11 protein-coding genes are annotated in these 18,222 nt (G+C 56.1%); 10 read left to right on the top strand and 1 reads right to left on the bottom strand.

Going from position 1 to position 18,222, the window contains the following annotated elements:
* Positions 1 to 380: 380 nt before the first annotated feature.
* From RUDLU_RS0106675 to RUDLU_RS28665, 10 genes are all read left to right on the top strand, one after another.
* A complete protein-coding gene (locus tag RUDLU_RS0106675; protein WP_019987582.1) occupies positions 381 to 3,560 on the top strand; it encodes an efflux RND transporter permease subunit in 3,180 nt (1,059 codons plus the stop codon).
* Positions 3,557 to 3,856 carry a DUF952 domain-containing protein gene (locus tag RUDLU_RS0106670; protein WP_019987581.1) on the top strand — a complete coding sequence of 100 codons (300 nt, stop codon included), beginning with the start codon at positions 3,557 to 3,559 and terminating at the stop codon, positions 3,854 to 3,856. Before RUDLU_RS0106675 ends, RUDLU_RS0106670 begins: the two co-directional genes overlap by 4 nt.
* Positions 3,857 to 3,865: 9 nt before the next feature.
* Positions 3,866 to 4,969, top strand: coding sequence for an efflux RND transporter periplasmic adaptor subunit (locus RUDLU_RS0106665; RefSeq protein ID WP_019987580.1), 1,104 nt, complete (start codon positions 3,866 to 3,868; stop codon positions 4,967 to 4,969).
* Between the two features lie 174 nt (positions 4,970 to 5,143).
* Positions 5,144 to 6,601 carry a TolC family protein gene (locus RUDLU_RS0106660; protein WP_019987579.1) on the top strand — a complete coding sequence of 486 codons (1,458 nt, stop codon included), beginning with the start codon at positions 5,144 to 5,146 and terminating at the stop codon, positions 6,599 to 6,601.
* 170 nt (positions 6,602 to 6,771) lie between these two features.
* Complete coding sequence (locus tag RUDLU_RS0106655) at positions 6,772 to 8,121, top strand: Gfo/Idh/MocA family protein (protein WP_027302832.1); 1,350 nt, start codon at positions 6,772 to 6,774, stop codon at positions 8,119 to 8,121.
* 661 nt (positions 8,122 to 8,782) lie between these two features.
* Positions 8,783 to 11,983 carry a beta strand repeat-containing protein gene (locus tag RUDLU_RS0106650; RefSeq protein WP_157580110.1) on the top strand — a complete coding sequence of 1,067 codons (3,201 nt, stop codon included), beginning with the start codon at positions 8,783 to 8,785 and terminating at the stop codon, positions 11,981 to 11,983.
* 30 nt (positions 11,984 to 12,013) lie between these two features.
* The gene (locus RUDLU_RS0106645) at positions 12,014 to 14,602 is read left to right on the top strand and encodes a cadherin-like domain-containing protein (RefSeq protein ID WP_157580109.1); all 2,589 of its coding nucleotides are present in this window, start codon (positions 12,014 to 12,016) and stop codon (positions 14,600 to 14,602) included.
* A 59-nt stretch (positions 14,603 to 14,661) separates the two neighbouring features.
* Positions 14,662 to 15,225 (top strand): hypothetical protein, encoded by a 564-nt coding sequence (locus RUDLU_RS0106640; protein ID WP_027302831.1) that lies wholly within the window; start codon positions 14,662 to 14,664, stop codon positions 15,223 to 15,225.
* A gap of 9 nt (positions 15,226 to 15,234) precedes the next feature.
* A complete protein-coding gene (locus tag RUDLU_RS0106635; RefSeq protein ID WP_019987574.1) occupies positions 15,235 to 16,089 on the top strand; it encodes a hypothetical protein in 855 nt (284 codons plus the stop codon).
* 15 nt (positions 16,090 to 16,104) lie between these two features.
* Positions 16,105 to 16,944: a hypothetical protein gene (locus RUDLU_RS28665; protein WP_157580108.1), complete on the top strand. Its 840-nt coding sequence runs from the start codon at positions 16,105 to 16,107 to the stop codon at positions 16,942 to 16,944.
* A gap of 58 nt (positions 16,945 to 17,002) precedes the next feature.
* Here RUDLU_RS28665 and RUDLU_RS0106625 read toward each other — a convergent pair whose 3' ends face one another.
* Positions 17,003 to 18,037 (bottom strand): FAD:protein FMN transferase, encoded by a 1,035-nt coding sequence (locus tag RUDLU_RS0106625; protein ID WP_019987572.1) that lies wholly within the window; start codon positions 18,035 to 18,037, stop codon positions 17,003 to 17,005.
* Positions 18,038 to 18,222 lie beyond the last annotated feature (185 nt).

The raw sequence follows: 18,222 nt of genomic DNA, 5'->3' as shown, positions 1-18,222 counted from the left end.
CAGACACTGGACGTTAGACTTACTACAAGGTCGGAAAATTTTGTAGAGAAGTCCGGAGTCTGACGGCTACCATCTAATGTCCAGTACTGAGTGAATACATAAGAGATACAGTTACCGTGTGAACAGCCAGATTAATCCAGATAAATTAGTCTCTGGAGGGGTAGATTCCTCGAAAAAGACAATTTTTACTCTGTATCAGATAGTCTACTGTATTGACCATTTGGCTAATTTGCGGCACTATTCAGCCACAGAGCCTTCCGTCGGTACTATCGACGACTCGCTAAGTAAGTCGGCTCTGATCAACGCCTTTTACCGGCATCACCCACGTCTAATATTTACCAGATGACGTTCAGAACGCGCTCATCTAACCCATAGTAACTATGTGGATCGTCCGCTTAGCGTTAGAAAAAAAGTACACGATTGCCGTCATGGCGCTCCTGATTCTGATTATGGGGGGCGTTTCGGTGCTTCAGATGCCGACCGATATTTTTCCCCGGATCAATATTCCGGTGGTGTCGGTGCTATGGGGGTACAACGGCCTGTCGACCAACGAGATGGAGAAGATGATTACCAACTTCTCCGAAACCTCGATCATCAACAACGTAGGTGATATTCAGCGGGTTGAGTCGCAGACGTACAATGGCGTGGCGGTGATTAAGATCTATTTTCAGCCCACCGTCAAGATTGAGGAGGCTCTGGCGCAGGTATCGGCCATTTCGCAGACGATTCTGGTCCGAATGCCGCCCGGCACTCAGCCCCCGCTCATTGTGCGCTACAACGCTACCGACGTGCCGGTACTGCAACTTGGTTTGTCGTCGGATAGCCTGAGCGAAACCCAGATTACCGATTATGCGGCTACCCGCATTCGGCCTCAGATTTCGACCGTACCGGGCAGCCGACTGTCGCAGCCGTTTGGGGGCAAAAGTCGGCAGATTGTAGTCGATCTGGAGCCCGAACAACTGCTGGCGCACGGGGTTACGCCCGAAGAGGTGGTCAACGCGGTGTCGGCCCAAAACCTGACCCTGCCCAGCGGAAACCTGCGCTTAGCTGAGCGCGAATACGCGGTGCGGCTCAACTCCAAACCCGAAATCATCTCGACTCTTAACGATATTCCTATCAAAGCGGTAGGGAGTACCACCGTACACATGCGCGACATTGCCAACGTGCACGACGGCTCGGCGGTACAAACCAACGTTGTGAAGCAGGACGGCAGCCGGGGGGTACTCATGAGTATCGTAAAAACCGGTAATGCGTCGACCACGCGGATTGTGGATGAGTTGCGCAACCGGGTACTGCCCACGGTTCGGGCGGCTGCGCCTTCGGGCCTGCGGGTGGTTGAGCTGTTCGACCAATCGGTATTCGTGCGGGCGTCGATTGAGGGCGTAGTGGTAGAAGGCCTGATTGCGGCCCTGCTCACGGCAGCCATGATTCTCCTGTTTCTGGGGAGCTGGCGGAGCACGCTCATTGTGGCCGTTTCGATCCCGCTCTCGATTCTGGCGTCGCTGTCGATTCTGTACCTGCTGGGCGAGACCCTCAACATTATGACCCTCGGCGGGTTGGCGCTGGCTATCGGGATTTTGGTCGATGATGCAACGGTGACTATCGAAAACATTCACCGCAACGAAGAACTGGGCTTGCCGCTCCGGCAGGCTATTCTGGAAGGAGCCCATCAGATTGCGACACCGACGCTCGTGGCAACCCTCACCATCTGTATCGTGTTTGTGTCGGTGCTGTTTCTGGAAGGCCCCGCCCGGTTTCTGTTTGGGCCGCTGGCTATGGCCGTGGTGTTCGCCATGCTGGCTTCGTACGTGCTGTCGCGCACGCTGGTGCCCATGCTGGCCGACCTGATGCTGCGCGGAGAAAACCACGGACACGGGGCCGAGAGCGGGGATGGCAACCGCTTTTTGCAGGCTTTCAATCGGGGCTTCGATCGGTTTCAGAGCCGGTACATGCGGGCGCTGACCTGGACACTCAACCACCGTAAAGCCGTTTTTGGCGTTTTTGTGCTCATATTGGGCGTAACAGCGGCTATGTTGCCGTTTATCGGGCGCGACTTTTTCCCGAAGGTCGATGCCGGGCAGATTAAGCTGCACCTACGGGCACCGGCCGGGTCGCGGCTGGAAGAAACCGAGCGCATTGCGGCCGAAACCGAAGCGGTGGTCCGGCGCATAATTCCCGAAGCTGAGGTGGGCTCGGTCATCAGCAACATTGGCCTCACGGGCGAGCGGTACAACTTTGTGTTTACCGACAACTCGGCCACCGGCTCAGCCGATGCCGAACTGCTTATTTCGCTCACCGACGAACGCTCGCAGCCTACCGACGACTACATCCGGCAACTTCGCGAAACCCTGCGCGACGAAATGCCCGAAGTGACGTACTTTTTCCTCGCGGCTGATATTGTCGGGCAGATTCTGAACTTCGGCCTTACCTCGCCCATCGACGTGCAGGTGAGTGGCTTCGACCGGGCCAATAACCTCCGCATTGCCAAAGAAATTGTACAGCGCGTAAGTCAGATTCCGGGGGCGGTAGATGTCCACCTTCACCAACTGCTCGACGCGCCCGAGCTTTACCTCGAGATCGACCGCGAACGGGCGAGTCAGTTCGGCCTGACTGAGCAGCGGGTAGCCAGCAACCTGAATATTTCGCTCAGTGGCACGGGGCAGGTGCGCCCTAACTTCTGGGCCGACCCCGTCACGGGCTTCCCGTACCTGATTGTGGTGCAAACCCCACCTTACAAGCTCGATAGCTACGAAAAGCTCATGCGGACACCCCTCTCGCCGGGCGTGACTACTGTCTCTAATTCGAGCGAACAGGCCGTGTTGCCCCAGATGTTGAGTAACGTAGCGACTATGAAACGTACCTCCACGCCCGTCATCATCAACCGGGTAAATACCCAGCCGGCTTACGATGTGTACGCATCCGTGGAGCGTACCGACCTGGGTTCGGTAGCCAACGAGCTGAACAAGATTGCCAAAGAATACGAAAGTCAGCTGAAGCCCGGCAACCGGATTCAGATTCGGGGGCAGGTCGAAAGTATGGAGAGTGCGTTTAGCCGCTTGGGCATCGGCATTGTGTTTGCGGCCGTGCTGGTGTACCTGCTGATGGTGGTCAACTTCCAGTCGTTCCGGTATCCGTTTATCATTATTACGGCCCTGCCGGGTGCGCTTTGCGGCATGGTCTGGATGCTGTTTCTGACGCACACTACGTTCAGTATCCCGTCGCTGATGGGGGCCATCATGTCGGTGGGGGTAGCCACAGCTAACTCCATTCTGATGGTGAGCTTTGCCAAAGACCATTTGCCCGCCGTGAGCGGCAATGCCTACGAAGCGGCTCTCGAAGCTGGCCGCACGCGCCTTCGCCCGATTCTGATGACGGCCATCGCCATGATTATCGGAATGCTGCCCATGTCGCTTGGACTGGGCGAGGGCGGTGAGCAAAATGCTCCGCTGGGCCGGGCCGTGATTGGCGGTCTGTTGCTGGCTACGTTTACCACGCTCCTGTTTGTACCGGTTGTGTTTAGTTATCTGGCCCGGAAAGCGCCGAACCATAAACCCCAATGACGACACTCATTTACCACGTAACCACGCAGCCCGACTGGCAGCGGCAGGCTACCGAGGCTGTTTACCGGGCCGATAGTCTGGAAACCGAGGGCTTTATTCACCTCTCGCAAGACCATCAGGTAGCGGGTGTGCTCGACCGTTACTACCACAACGTACCCGACCGGCTACTGCTGCATGTCGATCCCGACAAGCTGACCGCCGAACTCAAATACGAACCCTCTACGGACAACGAATTATTTCCGCACCTCTACGGGCCTATCGACAAGGTAGCCATTGTGGAGGTTGAAAAACTATAGACCGAACGCATGAAACGTTTTATACTCTGGCTTATTCCCCTTGCGCTCATTGCCTTGTTTGTGCTGGTTGGCGTGATGCCCCGGATTCGTAACCAGCAGGAGCTGAAGGCCGCTGCCGAAGCCGAGCGCAGCCGCGAACCGGTGGTCAACGCTATTCCGCTCCGGCAGGGTGTCGATTCGGCGGGGCTTTCGTTGCCCGGTCAGATTCGGCCATTCATGGAAACCCCCATCCGCGCCCGTACGCAGGGTTTTGTGCGGAAAAGGCTGGTCGATATTGGTGCTTCGGTAGGGCAGGGGCAACTGCTGGCTACCCTCGACGTGCCCGAACTGGAGCAGGATATTGCCCGCGCCCGCGCCGACCTGCAACTGGCTCAGTCTAACCTGAGCCGCGTAACAAGTGTAACGCTGCCCGGTGCCGTTGCCCGGCAGGACATCGACAACCGGCAGGCGGCTGTGCAGGTGAGCGAGGCTGGCCTGAAGCGGTTGCAGACCCTGCGGAGCTTGCAGGAAATCCGGGCGCCGTTTCCGGGCATTATCACAAGCCGGGCCGTGGAAGTCGGTGACCTCATTTCGCCCACAAGCGCACAGCCTATGTATATGCTGGCGCAGCTCGACCGGCTGCGGGTGTTTGTCGATGTGCCGCAGAACTTCTACCAGCAGGTGCAAATTGGTATGCCTGCCACGGTGGTGGTGCCTGAGCTCAAAAACCGCACCCTTATGGGCACCGTAGTCCGTACGGCCGGCGCTCTGAACAACAGCACCCGTACGTTGCTCACCGAGGTGGTGATTCCCAATCCGGGCCGGGCTATTCCGTCAGGTTTGTATGCGCAGGTGAAATTTGCCGCCCGTTCGCAGGGGCAGAATGCCGTACTGCTACCTGCCAATGCACTCAAGATTACGCCACAGGGGCCCATGACCGTGGTGCTTGACCCTGACATGAAAGTGCGTTTTCAACCGGTAACCCTCGGCCGCGACTATGGTACCACTATTGAAGTAACGAGCGGCCTGACGGGTAACGAGCGCGTGGTGACCAACCCCAACGACCGCCTGAAAGATGGTATGAAGGTACGCTTGCGGCAGTCGGGTGGGGGAGCCAAAGAAACCAAAGTATAGGCCGGTAAGGCGAGTAATCGGCTTGTGCCGATGTCGAATCTAAGTGCCTGGTTAAACTGGTTTAGGGCGGTCACCGCTCTGGTTTGTCGTACAATTGCTTGATAGGTAGATGATTCGCCAAACGATAAGCTAAAAACAAAAAACCAGGAACGACTATTTTTGAACAGGTCTTTAATGAAAAACTGCCTCAGTTTTGTTCTGATTGCCTTACTCACGGGTGAAACCCTGGCGCAAACCACCCCGGCGGGCGGAGCCGTAACCCTCACACCCGCGTCGAACGGTACCGTGCAGCCCAGCCCGGTACCGGCTACCAATCCGGCCGCCCTGCCGTCGGGCTCGGTAACCGGTACCCCTACGCCCGATTATACCACCACGGGCTTTGCCCGTTTTAGTGACTCTACGCTCGACGGCCTCATTCAGGCTGGCCTTACCAATAGCCCCAATCTGCGGGCGGCCCTGAGCCGGTTAGAAGAAGCTCGTGTACGGGTACGCATTGCCCAGTCGTTTCTGTTACCATCCGTACGGAGCAGTGCGCTCATCACCACGCAAAGCCTGTCGGAGCACCGACCCGTGGCCATTCCGTTGGCTGCCGACCGCCTGCCCCGGTTTCAGCTCAATACGTTTCAGCTCCTGCCCGTCGACGCCAGTTACGAACTGGATCTGTTCAAGCGGATTCGGGCGGGCGTGGTCGTCGCCGATTTACAGGCGCAGGCTACCGACGCCGATTATCGGGCGTTTCGGCTCACGTTGGCCGCCGAAATTGCCCGCACGTATTTTCTGATTCGTGGTAACGATGCTGAGCAGGCTGTTTTTCGCCGGAATATCCAGGCCCGCGACTCGACGGTAGCCATTGCCCGCGAGCGTTTTCGGGTGGGTTTGGCGGATATTTTGGATGCCCAACGCGCCGAAACCGACGTGGCTCAGCTCCGGGTACAACTGGTAAGCCTGCAACGCGCCCGCACTGAGCTGGTCAACGGATTGGCACAGCTGGTGGCACAAGAACCCGCTACGTTTACACTCAACTCCGGCGACTTACCAGCGGCCGTACCAGCGTTGCCGGGTGCCGTATCGACCGCCGATCTGGCGCGTCGTCGGCCCGATCTGCAGCAGTTCGAGCGGCAGATCCAAATTGCCGGGGCGCAGCTTACGTTGCAGCAGGCCGCTACCCGCCCCAGGGTTACGGTGGTTGGGTCGGGGGGCTTGTTGTCGGGGCAATTGCCGTACTGGCCCGCGCCGAGCAGTGCCACGTATCTGCTGGGGGTCAATGCGTCGGTGCCGTTGTACGAAGGTCGCCGGAATCGGGAGCTGATCAATCTTTCGCGGCAGCAAACCCAAACAAGCCAGCAAACCTACCAGCAGGCTATTCAGGTAGCCGGGCGGGAAGTTGAAACGGCCGTAGACAACCTAACGCTCATTCGGGAGCAGCTTACCGCACAGACGCAGGTATTGACCCTCGCCCGAACGACCGAACGCTACAACCGCGAGCGGTACGTGCGTGGCCTGACCACGTACCTCGAAGTGCTGGATGCTCAACGGACCATTCTGACGGCCGAGCAAACGCTGGTGCAGCTGCGGGCTCAGGAAGTACAGTATGCCGTAGCACTGCTGCGGGCCGTTGGGGGAGATTTCTGAGTTGAGACGTTCGGGCGTCAGACGGTGCAAAGACCATGATCCGCCGGGTAACGTCCAGCCTGAACATAAATAAGTTGCAATTGCCAGATTGTGTGATTTTTTGGGGTAAAATGCCTCCATTCACCTCTTTCTGTAATGAACTTGTTTAAAAATCTCCTCCCCTTACGTATATGGCCCAGAATCTAATTGAATCAGGCGCGAACCGACGTGATTTTTTGAAAACATCAGGACTTTTTACGGGAGCGGCTATATTGAGCCAACTCCCTTTTGGTAGCCGGGCCGCCGGGTATCACGCATCGGTAGATGATACCATCAAAATTGCCCTTGTAGGTTGTGGCGGCCGGGGTACTGGTGCTGCACAGCAGGCATTGAATACAAAGCAGAATGTAAAGATTGTGGCTATTGCCGATGCGTTTCAGGATCGTGTCGACAAAGCGTACAGTGGCCTCATGCAACGCCCCGACGCAGCCGCTAAGGTTGATCTGCCCAAGGAGCGTCAGTTTGTCGGCCTTGATGCCTACAAACAGGCGATTGCTCTGGCCGATGTGGTTATTCTGGCCACTCCGCCGGGTTTCCGGCCGGGCCATTTCGAAGAGGCTGTACGGCAGAACAAGCACATCTTCATGGAGAAGCCCGTAGCCACCGATGCGCCGGGTATCCGCCGGGTGCTGGCCGCTGCTGAGGAAGCTAAGAAAAAGAAGCTGAACGTAGTGGTTGGTTTACAGCGCCATTATCAGAAAAACTACCGCGAGGCCATCAAACGAATTCACGGCGGAGCTATTGGCGATATTGTCGGGGGCAGCGTGTATTGGATCAGCGGGGGCGTCTGGATGAATCCCCGTAAGCCCGAACAAACGGAGCTGGAGTATCAAATGCGCAACTGGTATTACTTCAACTGGCTCTGTGGCGACCATATCGTAGAACAGCACGTTCACAACATCGACGTGGCTAACTGGGTGAAAAATGGTTATCCGGTATCGTGTCAGGGAACGGGTGGTCGTCAGGTACGCAACAGCAAAGAACATGGCGAGATTTTCGACCACCACGTAGTTGACTTCACGTATGCCGACGGTACGGTGATCAACAGCCAATGCCGGCATTACGAAGGAACGTACAGCAAAGTCGATGAGATGTTTATCGGTACCAAAGGCCGCATTGACTCATTTGGTAAGAATACGATCCTGAAAACGCACAAAGGGCAGGCTCTGTACACCCACCCGAATGACCCCAAAAAGCCCGATGGCAACCCGTATCAGGTTGAGCACGACGAGCTGTTTGCGGCTATTGCAGCTGGTCAGTATAAATTTGCTGATGCCGAAAACGGGGCTAAAAGTACCATGACCTCTATCATGGGTCGGATGGCGACCTATTCGGGCAAGCAAGTGAAATGGGAGGAAGCGCTGAATTCGGACATTAACCTCTTCCCCGACACGTTGGCCTGGGATGCGAAGCCGAAGCTTCTGCCGGGGCCGGATGGTTACTATCCAGTAGCAGTACCCGGTAAGACCATTACGGTGTAAGGTACAGCGTATAATTTTTTAGGTAAGGAGCGCTAACGACCAAGGTCGTTAGCGCTCCTTTTTGCTTTAAGTGCCCGAAAGAATTTAAGAGTTAATTAATTGTTTCGGGCGGATATTGGCAGGGTTTACGTTAAGGGTAAGTATAAATGGCTGAGTAATAAAAGCTATCAGATGCCAGTTGAATCTGCACAGTTATAAACGTAATTCAGCTATTTGTAATCGATTTTGCTTGTGAGTGCTTGTCTATATGGTGGTTGGTATAGTATTTGTTAAGCGACGGAGCGTCTCTATTTTCCCCTTTTTTGAGCCACTATCAAAAATAATGCTACATTTTTTTTTACGGGTTAAGTGTATTTACTATAGGTGGAAGATACATGATGATGTATTGAATTTTGTCTTTTAATTTTTTATATCGGTAACATATTGTGATGTAGAGATATTGTTATATCAACTATCAATGTTTTGTCGAATACAAAAAACGCGGTGTTTTACATTCTATTTATCTATATGTATTCTGAAAAAAAATAATGATTACTAAGTGTGATTTATTAAGTGCTCAATATTGATAGGCTTAGCGGATTGGGAGGTGGCTATGATTTTGCCGAGAGGGTGAGTATTGTCAGTGGAATCTTTAGTCCCATCAATACCAATCTGTAGGCTTATGAACTACATCTCCTTCATTCGGAATAACTACAAGCGCGCTTCTCTTAGGGAAAGAGTAGGGGCGACTTTATTTTTCTCGCTCCTGTATCAAGTATTTCTACGGGGGATGGTGGTATGGAACTCTCGCCGGAGAGATTCTGATAGTCTGATGCCGTCGGGTCTCAAAACCGTCTGGCTTAGCTTACTTGCCGTAACCCTGGTGTTTCCTGCCATTGCGCAGATTGCGTCGGCACCAGCCAACACACGCTCGCCCTGGGTGAATGGTACGTACACGAACCTGACCACCCTGACGGACGATAACAGTAGCTTAATTCCACTCAGGTCTGTAAGCATTACCGGGGCGGCAAACCTGGTTGATGCCAATACCGGAAATTTTGCAACCGTCTCAATCACAGGAATTGGTGGCCGAGCTACCATTAGTGTTAGAGACACAGATGCCGGTGATACGTATCCGGTTGGTACGTTTGCCGGTTTCAGAATTGGTACAGAAGGATTACTGAGCGCTACCCTGGCTTCAACCGTAACAATTCGGTTGTTGAACAATGGGTCGGTGGTGCAGCAACAGGATGTGGTGTCGGGCCTGATTGGCATTAACACCAGTTTGCTTGGGGCCGATGGCACGGCAACGCTCGGGTTTATTTCGACGGCGGCCTTCGATGAAATTCAGATTGAATACAATGCGCTGGTGGGACTCTTATTCACGGCCCAGGTTTACCATGCCGTTATTCAGCGGTTCGCGGCAGGGCCTGCGCTTGACTGTAACGTGCAGACACCGGTGAGCAACCCGGCTTATCCAGTTGCGGTGAATAGCGACAGAACAGGAATCTCCGGCGTGTGTGTGGGATGTTCCGTTGAAAATGCTGACAATGCCATCAATAGCAGCACGAGCGATTTTGCCCAGATTATTCTGACGGCCGGGGTTGCCGCTACGGGAAGTATTAGTGTTCAGGATCAAATCACCGACTACCCGGCGGGTACGTTTGCGGGTTTCAACATCGCTAACCCTTCGTTAATCGGGGTAAACCTGCTTTCCGGGCTGCAAATTCAAACCTACCTGAATGGTACGCTTCGGGAAACCTCGTCGTCGGGTACTCTTCTGTCTGTTAACTCGGTGCTGACCGGCAGCGGAGCGCAAACGGTCGGTTTCGTAACCACCCAAAGCTTTGATGAAGTTCGATTGGTGGTAAGCAACCTATTAGGGTTGCTGAGTACAACCAATGTGTATAACGTAGTGCTGCAACGGTTCTGCGCCGGGCCTGCCCTGAGTTGTAGCACCAACTCAAATCTGGTAACTCCTGCCTTCCCGGCTATTATCGACGGTACCCTGACCGGTATCAATGGGGTGGCCTGCGCACTTTGTTCGGTGAGCAACACACAGAATGTAATTGACAATGACCCCAACACGGCCGCTTCGATCGTACTGGCGGTTGGGGTAGGTGCTACGGGCTCGATTGCGGTGAAAGACCAGCTGACTACCTATCCGGCGGGTACCTTTGCCGGCTTCGATATCCAGAACGCGTCATTGATCGGTGTAAACCTACTGGGTGGTGTTACGGTTACGACCTACCTCAACGGGGTGCAGCAGGAGTCGAGCGGAGGCAACCTGATTTCATTGGAGCTCCTGAGCGCGAGCCGGCAGATAGTCGGTTTCAAAACCACGTTACCATTCAATACCGTACAGATTCGGGTGGGTAACTTAGTATCGGTAGATGTAGGAACAACGCAGGTGTATGGGGCCGTGTTGCGGGCTGCTTCAGCGGCTGGAGTAGTAGCGCCAACCCTATCATCTACGGCAGTTATAACCAATAGCTGCCCCACCACAACGATTGATCTGACCGCTCGGACGGTGACGAACCAGCCTGCCAACACGACGATTACGTACCACACAAGCGCAACCGCGACAACGGCGAACCGCGTAAGCACACCGACTTCGGTTGCGGCCGGTACGTACTTCGTAGCGTTTTACGATGCGGCCAACGATTGCTACAGCCCCACTTCGCCCGTGACGGCTACGACCGTGGCCTGCCCGCCTTCGGTAGCCATTCTGAGCCCGGCTACGAACACGACCGTAGCCACAACAGCGACGGTGAGTGGTACGGCCACACCGAATGCCCAGGTGGTACTGACCTCGTCGACGGGAACAACGCTTTGCACGACAACCGCTACGGCTGGTGGCTCATGGAGCTGTGCCGTGACACTCGCTCCGGGTTCGCAGACCTTGACCGCTGTAGCCAATAATGCAGCCGGTACCTCGGCTCCGGCTACCACTCAGGTCACGGCAATTGCTGCGGCTACGGTGGTGATCAACAGCCCCGCCAACGGATCGACGGTTGCCAATCTCAACCCGCCCATTTCGGGCACGGCCACACCGGGTAGCAGCGTAACGGTACAAGGACCCAACGGCCAAACGTGCATTACGGTGGCCAATGGCTCGGGTAGCTGGACCTGTACGAGCCTGACCTTTGTGAACGGACAGCCCGCCAGCGTAACGGCAGTAGCCTGCACGGCGGGTGGTTGCAGCAGCGCGGTGAGTAGCTTCACGGTGGCCGTTCCGCCAACGGTAGTCATCCTGAGCCCGGCCAACAACACGACCGCCACCACAACACCAGCCATTAGCGGTACGGCCACACCGGGCGCTCTGGTAACGATCACGGGCGGCCCCGGTTCAACGGGGGGTCCGGTTACGGTTACGGCTGATCCGGTCACGGGTGCTTATTCAACGTCGGCAATTACATTCCCCGCGGGTCCGCAAACGGTAACGGCCATCGCGACAAACGCAGGCGGTACCTCAACCCCCGCAACGGTTAGCTTCACGGCTGTAGCACCAGTAGGGCCATCGGCTGGTACAATCGACTGTTCGAAAACACAGATTATTCCGGCACCCGTAGCGGGCGTTCCCGGACAGGCGGTGCTGGTGGTTACGGTCAACGTAACGGTGGCCGGTACGTTTAGCCCCGTCACGGTTTCGGGCTCGGGTATCAGCCTCGCCAACGGCGTTACGTCGGTAAGCACACCGACAACCGGTATCCAGAGTTTCTTTATCCCGATTCGCTACGATGGGTCTGCGTTGGGCACTCTCAGCTTCACGGTAGGCAATACCGGTAGCTGTACGGCCGACCTGACTAAAGCACCCAAGAAAGCTATTACCGATGTGTGGACGCTGGATTGTATTCCAACGGTGGGCCCAAGCCTGAAATAGAAGTCATTACTCAATTAAACGGTATTTGATGTGAAACGATCATTTCCAAGTTCAAGTTGGGTAATAGGCTTCGTGCTGGGGGTTCTGTGTCTGATGAGCCAATTGGTTCAGGCCCAGACGCCCACTATCGACCTGACTACCCACGAGCCAACGGCAGTATTGCCGGCTGGCGTCACGCTGGAGTGGCATAATGCGCTGCCCATTGGTCCCGGCAATCTGTTGTCGCCGGTACAAACGCAGTCGGCCACACCGGGTGTTTATTACGCGGTATTCAATTACGGAGGCACGCCGGTTTGTTACAGCCAGCCGTCGTACCTGCGCGTGATTACCAACGTGTGCCCGGCCACAACCGTTGATCTGCAAACGGCGGTCGATGCTGCGGCTACCCCCGTGGGCTCGGTAGTGACCTACCACACGGCCCTCACTGGGGCAGGTACGGTGGACGGAACGAGCCAGTTAACACCTGCTCAAGTGGCTGCGGCTCCGACCTCACTGTCGGGTACTACGTACTATGTGGCTTACTTCGATCCGGTTGCAAACTGTTATTCGCAGCCGAGCCCGATTGTGGCCGTCACAACGAACTGTTGTCTCGTAACGGGCATTACGCCTGTGCTGTCGGCTTCGGCAATCACGAACATTTGCCCGGTTACTACGATCAATCTGAGCGCGATTACGGCGAATAATGCCCCTGCCAGCACATCACTGACCTGGCATTCGGGCACTCCGGCTACGGCAGCTAACCAGTTGCTGAGCATTACGGCTGTATCGGCCGGTACGTATTTTGCCGCTTTTTTCGATCCGATCAATAATTGCTACAGTGGCACAGCGGTGACGCCCGTCACGGCGACGACGGTATTGTGCGCACAGCCACCGGTTGCTCGTGGGGACATTGCCAATACGAACGTGAACACGCCGGTCTCGGGCAACGTGCTCACCAACGACACCGATCCGCAGGGACTGCCCCTGACGGCCTCGCTGCTCACCCAGCCCGCGGCTGGTACGGTGGTGCTGAGCCCCACGGGTAGCTTCACCTACACGCCCCCGGCAGGCTTTACTGGCACGGTGAGCTTCTGCTACACGGCCTCCAACACAGCGGGGCTGAGTGCCAGTGCCTGCGTGAGCGTGAACGTCAACCCCCAGCCGAGCCTGCTGGCCAACGATGCGCCCATTGCCAACAACGACAACACGCTCACCCGCTCGGGGGTAGCGGTGACGGTGGCGGTGCTGGCCAACGATTCGGACCCTGACTCGGCCACGAGCCTGGCCGGCCAGCTGGCCAACCCCACGCTGCTCGCCCAGCCCACGGTGGGCACGGCGGTGGTGAACGCCAATGGGACGGTGACCTACACCCCGCCGGTAGGCTTCACGGGTGTGGTGAGCTTCCCCTATCAGGTGTGTGACGGAGCTAGCCCGGCGCTGTGCGCGACGGCCCTGGTGACGGTGGTGGTACAGCCGACCCCGCCTGCGGGCACGACGCTGGCCCCGGTAGCGGTAGACGATGCGTTGCTGACATCGGTGAACACGCCGGGCGTGGGCAACGTGTCGGGTAACGACCGGGATCCGCAGGGCTTGCCGCTGACGTACGTGAGTGGTCAGCCGGTGAGTGGGACGGTGGTGCTGTCGCCGACGGGCAGCTACACCTACACCCCGGCAGCGGGTTTTGTGGGTCCTGACAGCTTCACCTACAGTGTGTGCAACTCGGCGGGCTTGTGCGACAAGGCCACCGTGAGCGTACTGGTGCAACAACCGGTCAACAATGCTCTGGTGTTGCGCCTGAAGGTGATGCTTCAGGGCGCACTGGTGGGTGGATCGGGTGGCCTCATGCGCGACGATCTTCGTAGCCGCGGCTTCCTGCCAGCCACCGAACCCTACACCGCCATTGGGGGCGCTCGCTTCACCCATGTCAATGGGGGAGGGGGCGAAACCATGCCCGCCAGTGTGACGGCACAGAATGTCGGTACCGGCAACGCGGTTGTTGACTGGGTGTTTGTGGAGTTGCGTAACCCCGCCAATATGTCGGTGGTAGTAGCAACACGGGCGGCTCTGGTGCAACGTGATGGCGATGTGGTGCTGGCGAGCGATGGCGTATCGCCCCTGAGCTTCACGGGTCTGTCGGGTACCAGTTTCTACGTCAGCGTGAAGCACCGGAACCACCTGGGTGTGATGACAGCATCGGCCATCCCGCTCTCTACGACGGGTACGCTTGTCGATTTTACTTCACTCACAGGACCACAGCTGTACAACACAGTTATTGGTGCCTTCAACTACGAAGGTTGGGAGCAGATCAATGTAAACGGGGTACAGGCCTTGTGGGCGGGTAACGCCAACCACGATGTGAAGGTGAAGTACCAGGGGTCGGCCAACGACCTGATTACGATCTTCTCGGAAGTGATCCAGGCACAAACGAGCATCGGCATTACCAATCCGATTTATAACTACGACAACGCACTCGGCTACTATTTCGGGGACGTAAACATGGACGGCAAAGTGAAGTACCAGGGTACCAGCAACGATACCTCGCTCATCTTTACCAACGTGATTACCAACTACCGTACCGATACCATGATGAACGTAGATCGGTTGTACAACTTTGACTTTATGCTTGAGCAAATTCCATAAGACCCACCCGGAGCGTACGTTCACGCGTACGCTCCATCTCATTTTCTATCATTTTTGCCATGAAAAAGCTCCTTTTTATCTTCTGTATGCTGGGGATCGGTCTGCCGGCTTTGGCCCAGACAGTCGAATACACCATTCGGTACAACCTCTCCCTAAGCCGGTATGAGGTGTATGCCCGCTCCAGCGCTACGGCAGCTCAGTTCAACTGGGGAAGCTCGCAGGTGTCCATCGTGACGCCCGCGTCGCTTACTAATGCGCCGTTTACGGTCAACAGCGTTGCTGCCGGTGGTTGGTCCGATAATTCACAGATTTACGACGTATTTGGGTCCGATTTTCACGGCGTTGGCTCTACGGGCTTGAAGGTCGATCTGGTAGCGAATCAGGAAACCCTGTTGTTTCACTTCACGTTGCCGGGAGGTGCCTGTGTACCGGGTATCCGGTTGTTTGTCAACGGGGTTGATCCCGCTTCGAGTGTTCCAGAGTTGAAAGGGGGCGATTTTGCCAACACCATGTACTCGGCCAATGATATTCTGGGGAGCAATAACCTGTACATCCAGAATTACGCCAACACTGGCACTGTATGTACGGCTTGCAATCTGGTAGCTCCAACGCTTAGTAAATAACCCAAGGCCATGAACAGCAAAAAAATGTATCTATGGCTGCTGGGGCTGACTGTCTGGTTCGGGCAGTTGGGCGGGGTGGCCTGGGCTACGACTCCCCGCGACGCCTACATCCTGACGACGCCCTGGCTGGCTGATAGCGACCTCGATGGAGTCGATGACGCCGTTGATCTTTGCCCCGGCACGCCCACCGGTACGCCGGTCAATGCGTATGGATGCCCCGTTTCGTTGTCTACCTGCGATTACAACACTTCTACCGTGTCGCTTATGAGCACGGGGGGCAGCAGCGGTACGTCGGTCACTACGGCCTATGTGCTGACCGATGCCGCAGGTACCATTTTACAGGTTCGCCCGACGGCCACCTTTTCGGGTTTGAGCGGTACGGCAACCTACATGGCTGTGGCTCTGACGTACGAGGGGACCGCCACTAATCTGACAGTGGGCGGTTCACTGAGTGCCGTCACTGCCAGCTGTTTCGATCTATCGAATGCACTCGTGTTCAAAGCCTGTGTACCCCCGTCAACAACCTGCGATTACGAGATTGGTAACCCGATTACGCTCCAGATTACCGGTGGTAGTTCGGGTACGGGTGTCAAAACAAGCTACGTTTTGACCGATGCAACCGATAAGATCCTCCAGGTTTCGGCCACGCCTACCTTTAGTACAACGGGGCTCGTAGCCGGTACGTACAAGGCCTACGCGGTTACCTATAATGACGACGGAACCATTACTAATCTGGTTCCCAATGGTACCAACTCGATCTTACAGGTGACGTCGAGCTGCCTGGCCTTATCGCCGGGTTTGCCGCTGGTGCTGTGTGGGGGCTGTATTCCCCGTTGTGTTCCGATTACGGTTACCCGGCTGTAACAAAACTGCTAAATCATGAAAACAGTAAACGCCTTAGTCGGAGTCCTCGGTTTGACGGGTTTATCATACCTGACTCAGGCCCAGTCGCAGTCTCCGCTTAATCTCCGACTCCATTTCAATACCGAACTAAACCGGTACGAGGTGTATGTGAAACCTACGTTTAGCGCCCAACGCTACACCTGGGGACCGTCGCAGGTAACGGTGGTTGTGCCTAAAGAGTTGGCCGACATTACCATCAGTCCGCACAGCAGTCAGGCCGGGGTCTGGCTCGACCAATCGGTGGTGTACAGCCCCGCTGCTGCTCCCGACCGCGATTTTCATGCCTTCTCAACGCAAGGGGGTAAGGTTGATCTGGTGGCGGGCGAAGAGCAGCTCCTGTTCGAATTCACCCTGGCGAAAGGGTATCTGGAGGGGGTACGGCTGTTTGATCCGGCCAAAGATCCGGGCTCGGCCGCGCCGGGTATGAAAGGGGGCGATTTTAGCTCGTACGCTTCCAACGATAAAGGGGATGTCAAACTTGGCCTCAACACCCGCCCCGCTGAACTACCCGTGGCGGTTGAGGCCGTCCGCTCGACCGGTGCCGAACCGGGGGCTTCGTTTGGCGTAGTTGCCTACCCCAACCCAAGCGTATCGGGTGTGTTTCGGTTACACCTGAAAGGGATACCCGATAAAGAAGTAGTACAGGTGCAGATGGCTACCCTAAACGGAAAAGTCCTGAAGCAGTTCGACGAGTCGGTTGAAACCCTGGCCGGGCGTGCCATTCCGGTACCGGGTGGGGCTAGTACCTACCTGCTCGTGACGGTGTCAAGACCCGAAAAACGGGAGGCTATTACCCAGAAGGTTTTGGTGAAGTAAATCGCTTCGCGTTTGGGAGTACACCGGATGTCCTTGAAAAATTTGCTAAAACCACAAACTACCGGTCTTTTTCGGTCGATTGCCATCGGAGCAGTCGACCTTTTTTTTGTTCGACTACCCAGACCTTTACGCCCGGAAACCGACGGGCCAACCGCTTATTGGGCCCCCAGTACGAAGGCCAGCCTCGCGACAGGCTGAAGACTTTGGTGAGCGCGTCGGCACGGTATCCATCGGGGGCCAATACCGTCGTTCTGACAAAGTGGGTCAGACCCAGGCCCGAGCGCGGGTTCATGATGTGCGAATACCGGCGGCCATTCAGGTCGAGGTGCCGGTACGTATCGCCCGATGTCGTAATGGCCCCGTTTTTCAGGTGGATAATCAGCGTGTCGGCTGGGTCGGGTCGCGCGTTGGTACCCGATCCTATGTCTATCCGCCAGCCCTGCGGTTGCCCCGGTGGAGGGGCGCCCGCCAGTACATCTCCACCCAAATCGAGCAGAAAAATTGAAATACCGGCATCTCGTAACACCCGACCAGCTTCGTCAACGGCAAATCCCTGTCCAATACCACCCACGTCGAGCCGCATACGGGGCCGTAACAGGCGCACTGTGCGACGAACGGTATCGAGTTGGATAAACCGGTAGCCAACAGCCCGGCGGGCCTGTCGGCGCTCTTTAGCGGGTGGAAATGACCGTTGGCGCACAGCGCGTCGCCAAAGCTGGGATAGGGGACCAATCGTTGGGTCGAAGCGCCCACCCGACAGACGGGCAATCCGGCATCCTTTTTGCAAAATATCAAATAACTCGGCCGATACCGGAATGGCCTGTTTGCTTCCGCCCGACTGCGACAGGCGGTTTATCTCCGACCCGTCGAGGTAATCGCTCAGGATTGTGTTGAGTGTATCCATACGGGCCGATACCTGCGTGTAGGCTCGCATGGCTGTGAGGCTATCGGGAGCGTATAGGATGACCGTAAATTGCGTACCCATAAGCCCCCGCCGAAAGCTGTAGCGCTGTAGTGACTGAGCCTGTGCGGTACTCCAGGCACCCAAAAGCGTAAGGAAGGTGATGACCCAACCCCAAATTGAGACGTGCATACGGGAGCATAAGCCGATTGAGCCCTTATTTTTTGGCCACCAACTAAAAAAAAATTGGCAACGCGACATCCGAAGCGTAGGTTTCGGCGTACATATCGATGCTTTTTTGCGAGGTCGTTGTAAAGTGCAAGTTTTTCTCAAAATGAGGCAGTTGTGCCGTAAAATGTGTTTATAGCAACAACGTT

The sequence above is a fragment of the Rudanella lutea DSM 19387 genome (assembly GCF_000383955.1).
Lineage (GTDB): Bacteria > Bacteroidota > Bacteroidia > Cytophagales > Spirosomataceae > Rudanella > Rudanella lutea.
The sequence above is the reverse complement of the archived record's forward strand: the minus strand, read 5'-3'. Positions and strand labels throughout refer to the sequence as shown.

What these genes read in the sequence shown, in the direction of transcription:
- RUDLU_RS0106675 (WP_019987582.1), top strand. Translation starts at nt 381, where the DNA reads ATGTGGATCGTCCGCTTAGCGTTAGAAAAAAAGTACACGATTGCCGTC.
- RUDLU_RS0106670 (WP_019987581.1), top strand. Translation starts at nt 3,557, where the DNA reads ATGACGACACTCATTTACCACGTAACCACGCAGCCCGACTGGCAGCGG.
- RUDLU_RS0106665 (WP_019987580.1), top strand. Translation starts at nt 3,866, where the DNA reads ATGAAACGTTTTATACTCTGGCTTATTCCCCTTGCGCTCATTGCCTTG.
- RUDLU_RS0106660 (WP_019987579.1), top strand. Translation starts at nt 5,144, where the DNA reads ATGAAAAACTGCCTCAGTTTTGTTCTGATTGCCTTACTCACGGGTGAA.
- RUDLU_RS0106655 (WP_027302832.1), top strand. Translation starts at nt 6,772, where the DNA reads ATGGCCCAGAATCTAATTGAATCAGGCGCGAACCGACGTGATTTTTTG.
- RUDLU_RS0106650 (WP_157580110.1), top strand. Translation starts at nt 8,783, where the DNA reads ATGAACTACATCTCCTTCATTCGGAATAACTACAAGCGCGCTTCTCTT.
- RUDLU_RS0106640 (WP_027302831.1), top strand. Translation starts at nt 14,662, where the DNA reads ATGAAAAAGCTCCTTTTTATCTTCTGTATGCTGGGGATCGGTCTGCCG.
- RUDLU_RS0106635 (WP_019987574.1), top strand. Translation starts at nt 15,235, where the DNA reads ATGAACAGCAAAAAAATGTATCTATGGCTGCTGGGGCTGACTGTCTGG.
- RUDLU_RS28665 (WP_157580108.1), top strand. Translation starts at nt 16,105, where the DNA reads ATGAAAACAGTAAACGCCTTAGTCGGAGTCCTCGGTTTGACGGGTTTA.
- RUDLU_RS0106625 (WP_019987572.1), bottom strand. Translation starts at nt 18,037, where the DNA reads ATGCACGTCTCAATTTGGGGTTGGGTCATCACCTTCCTTACGCTTTTG.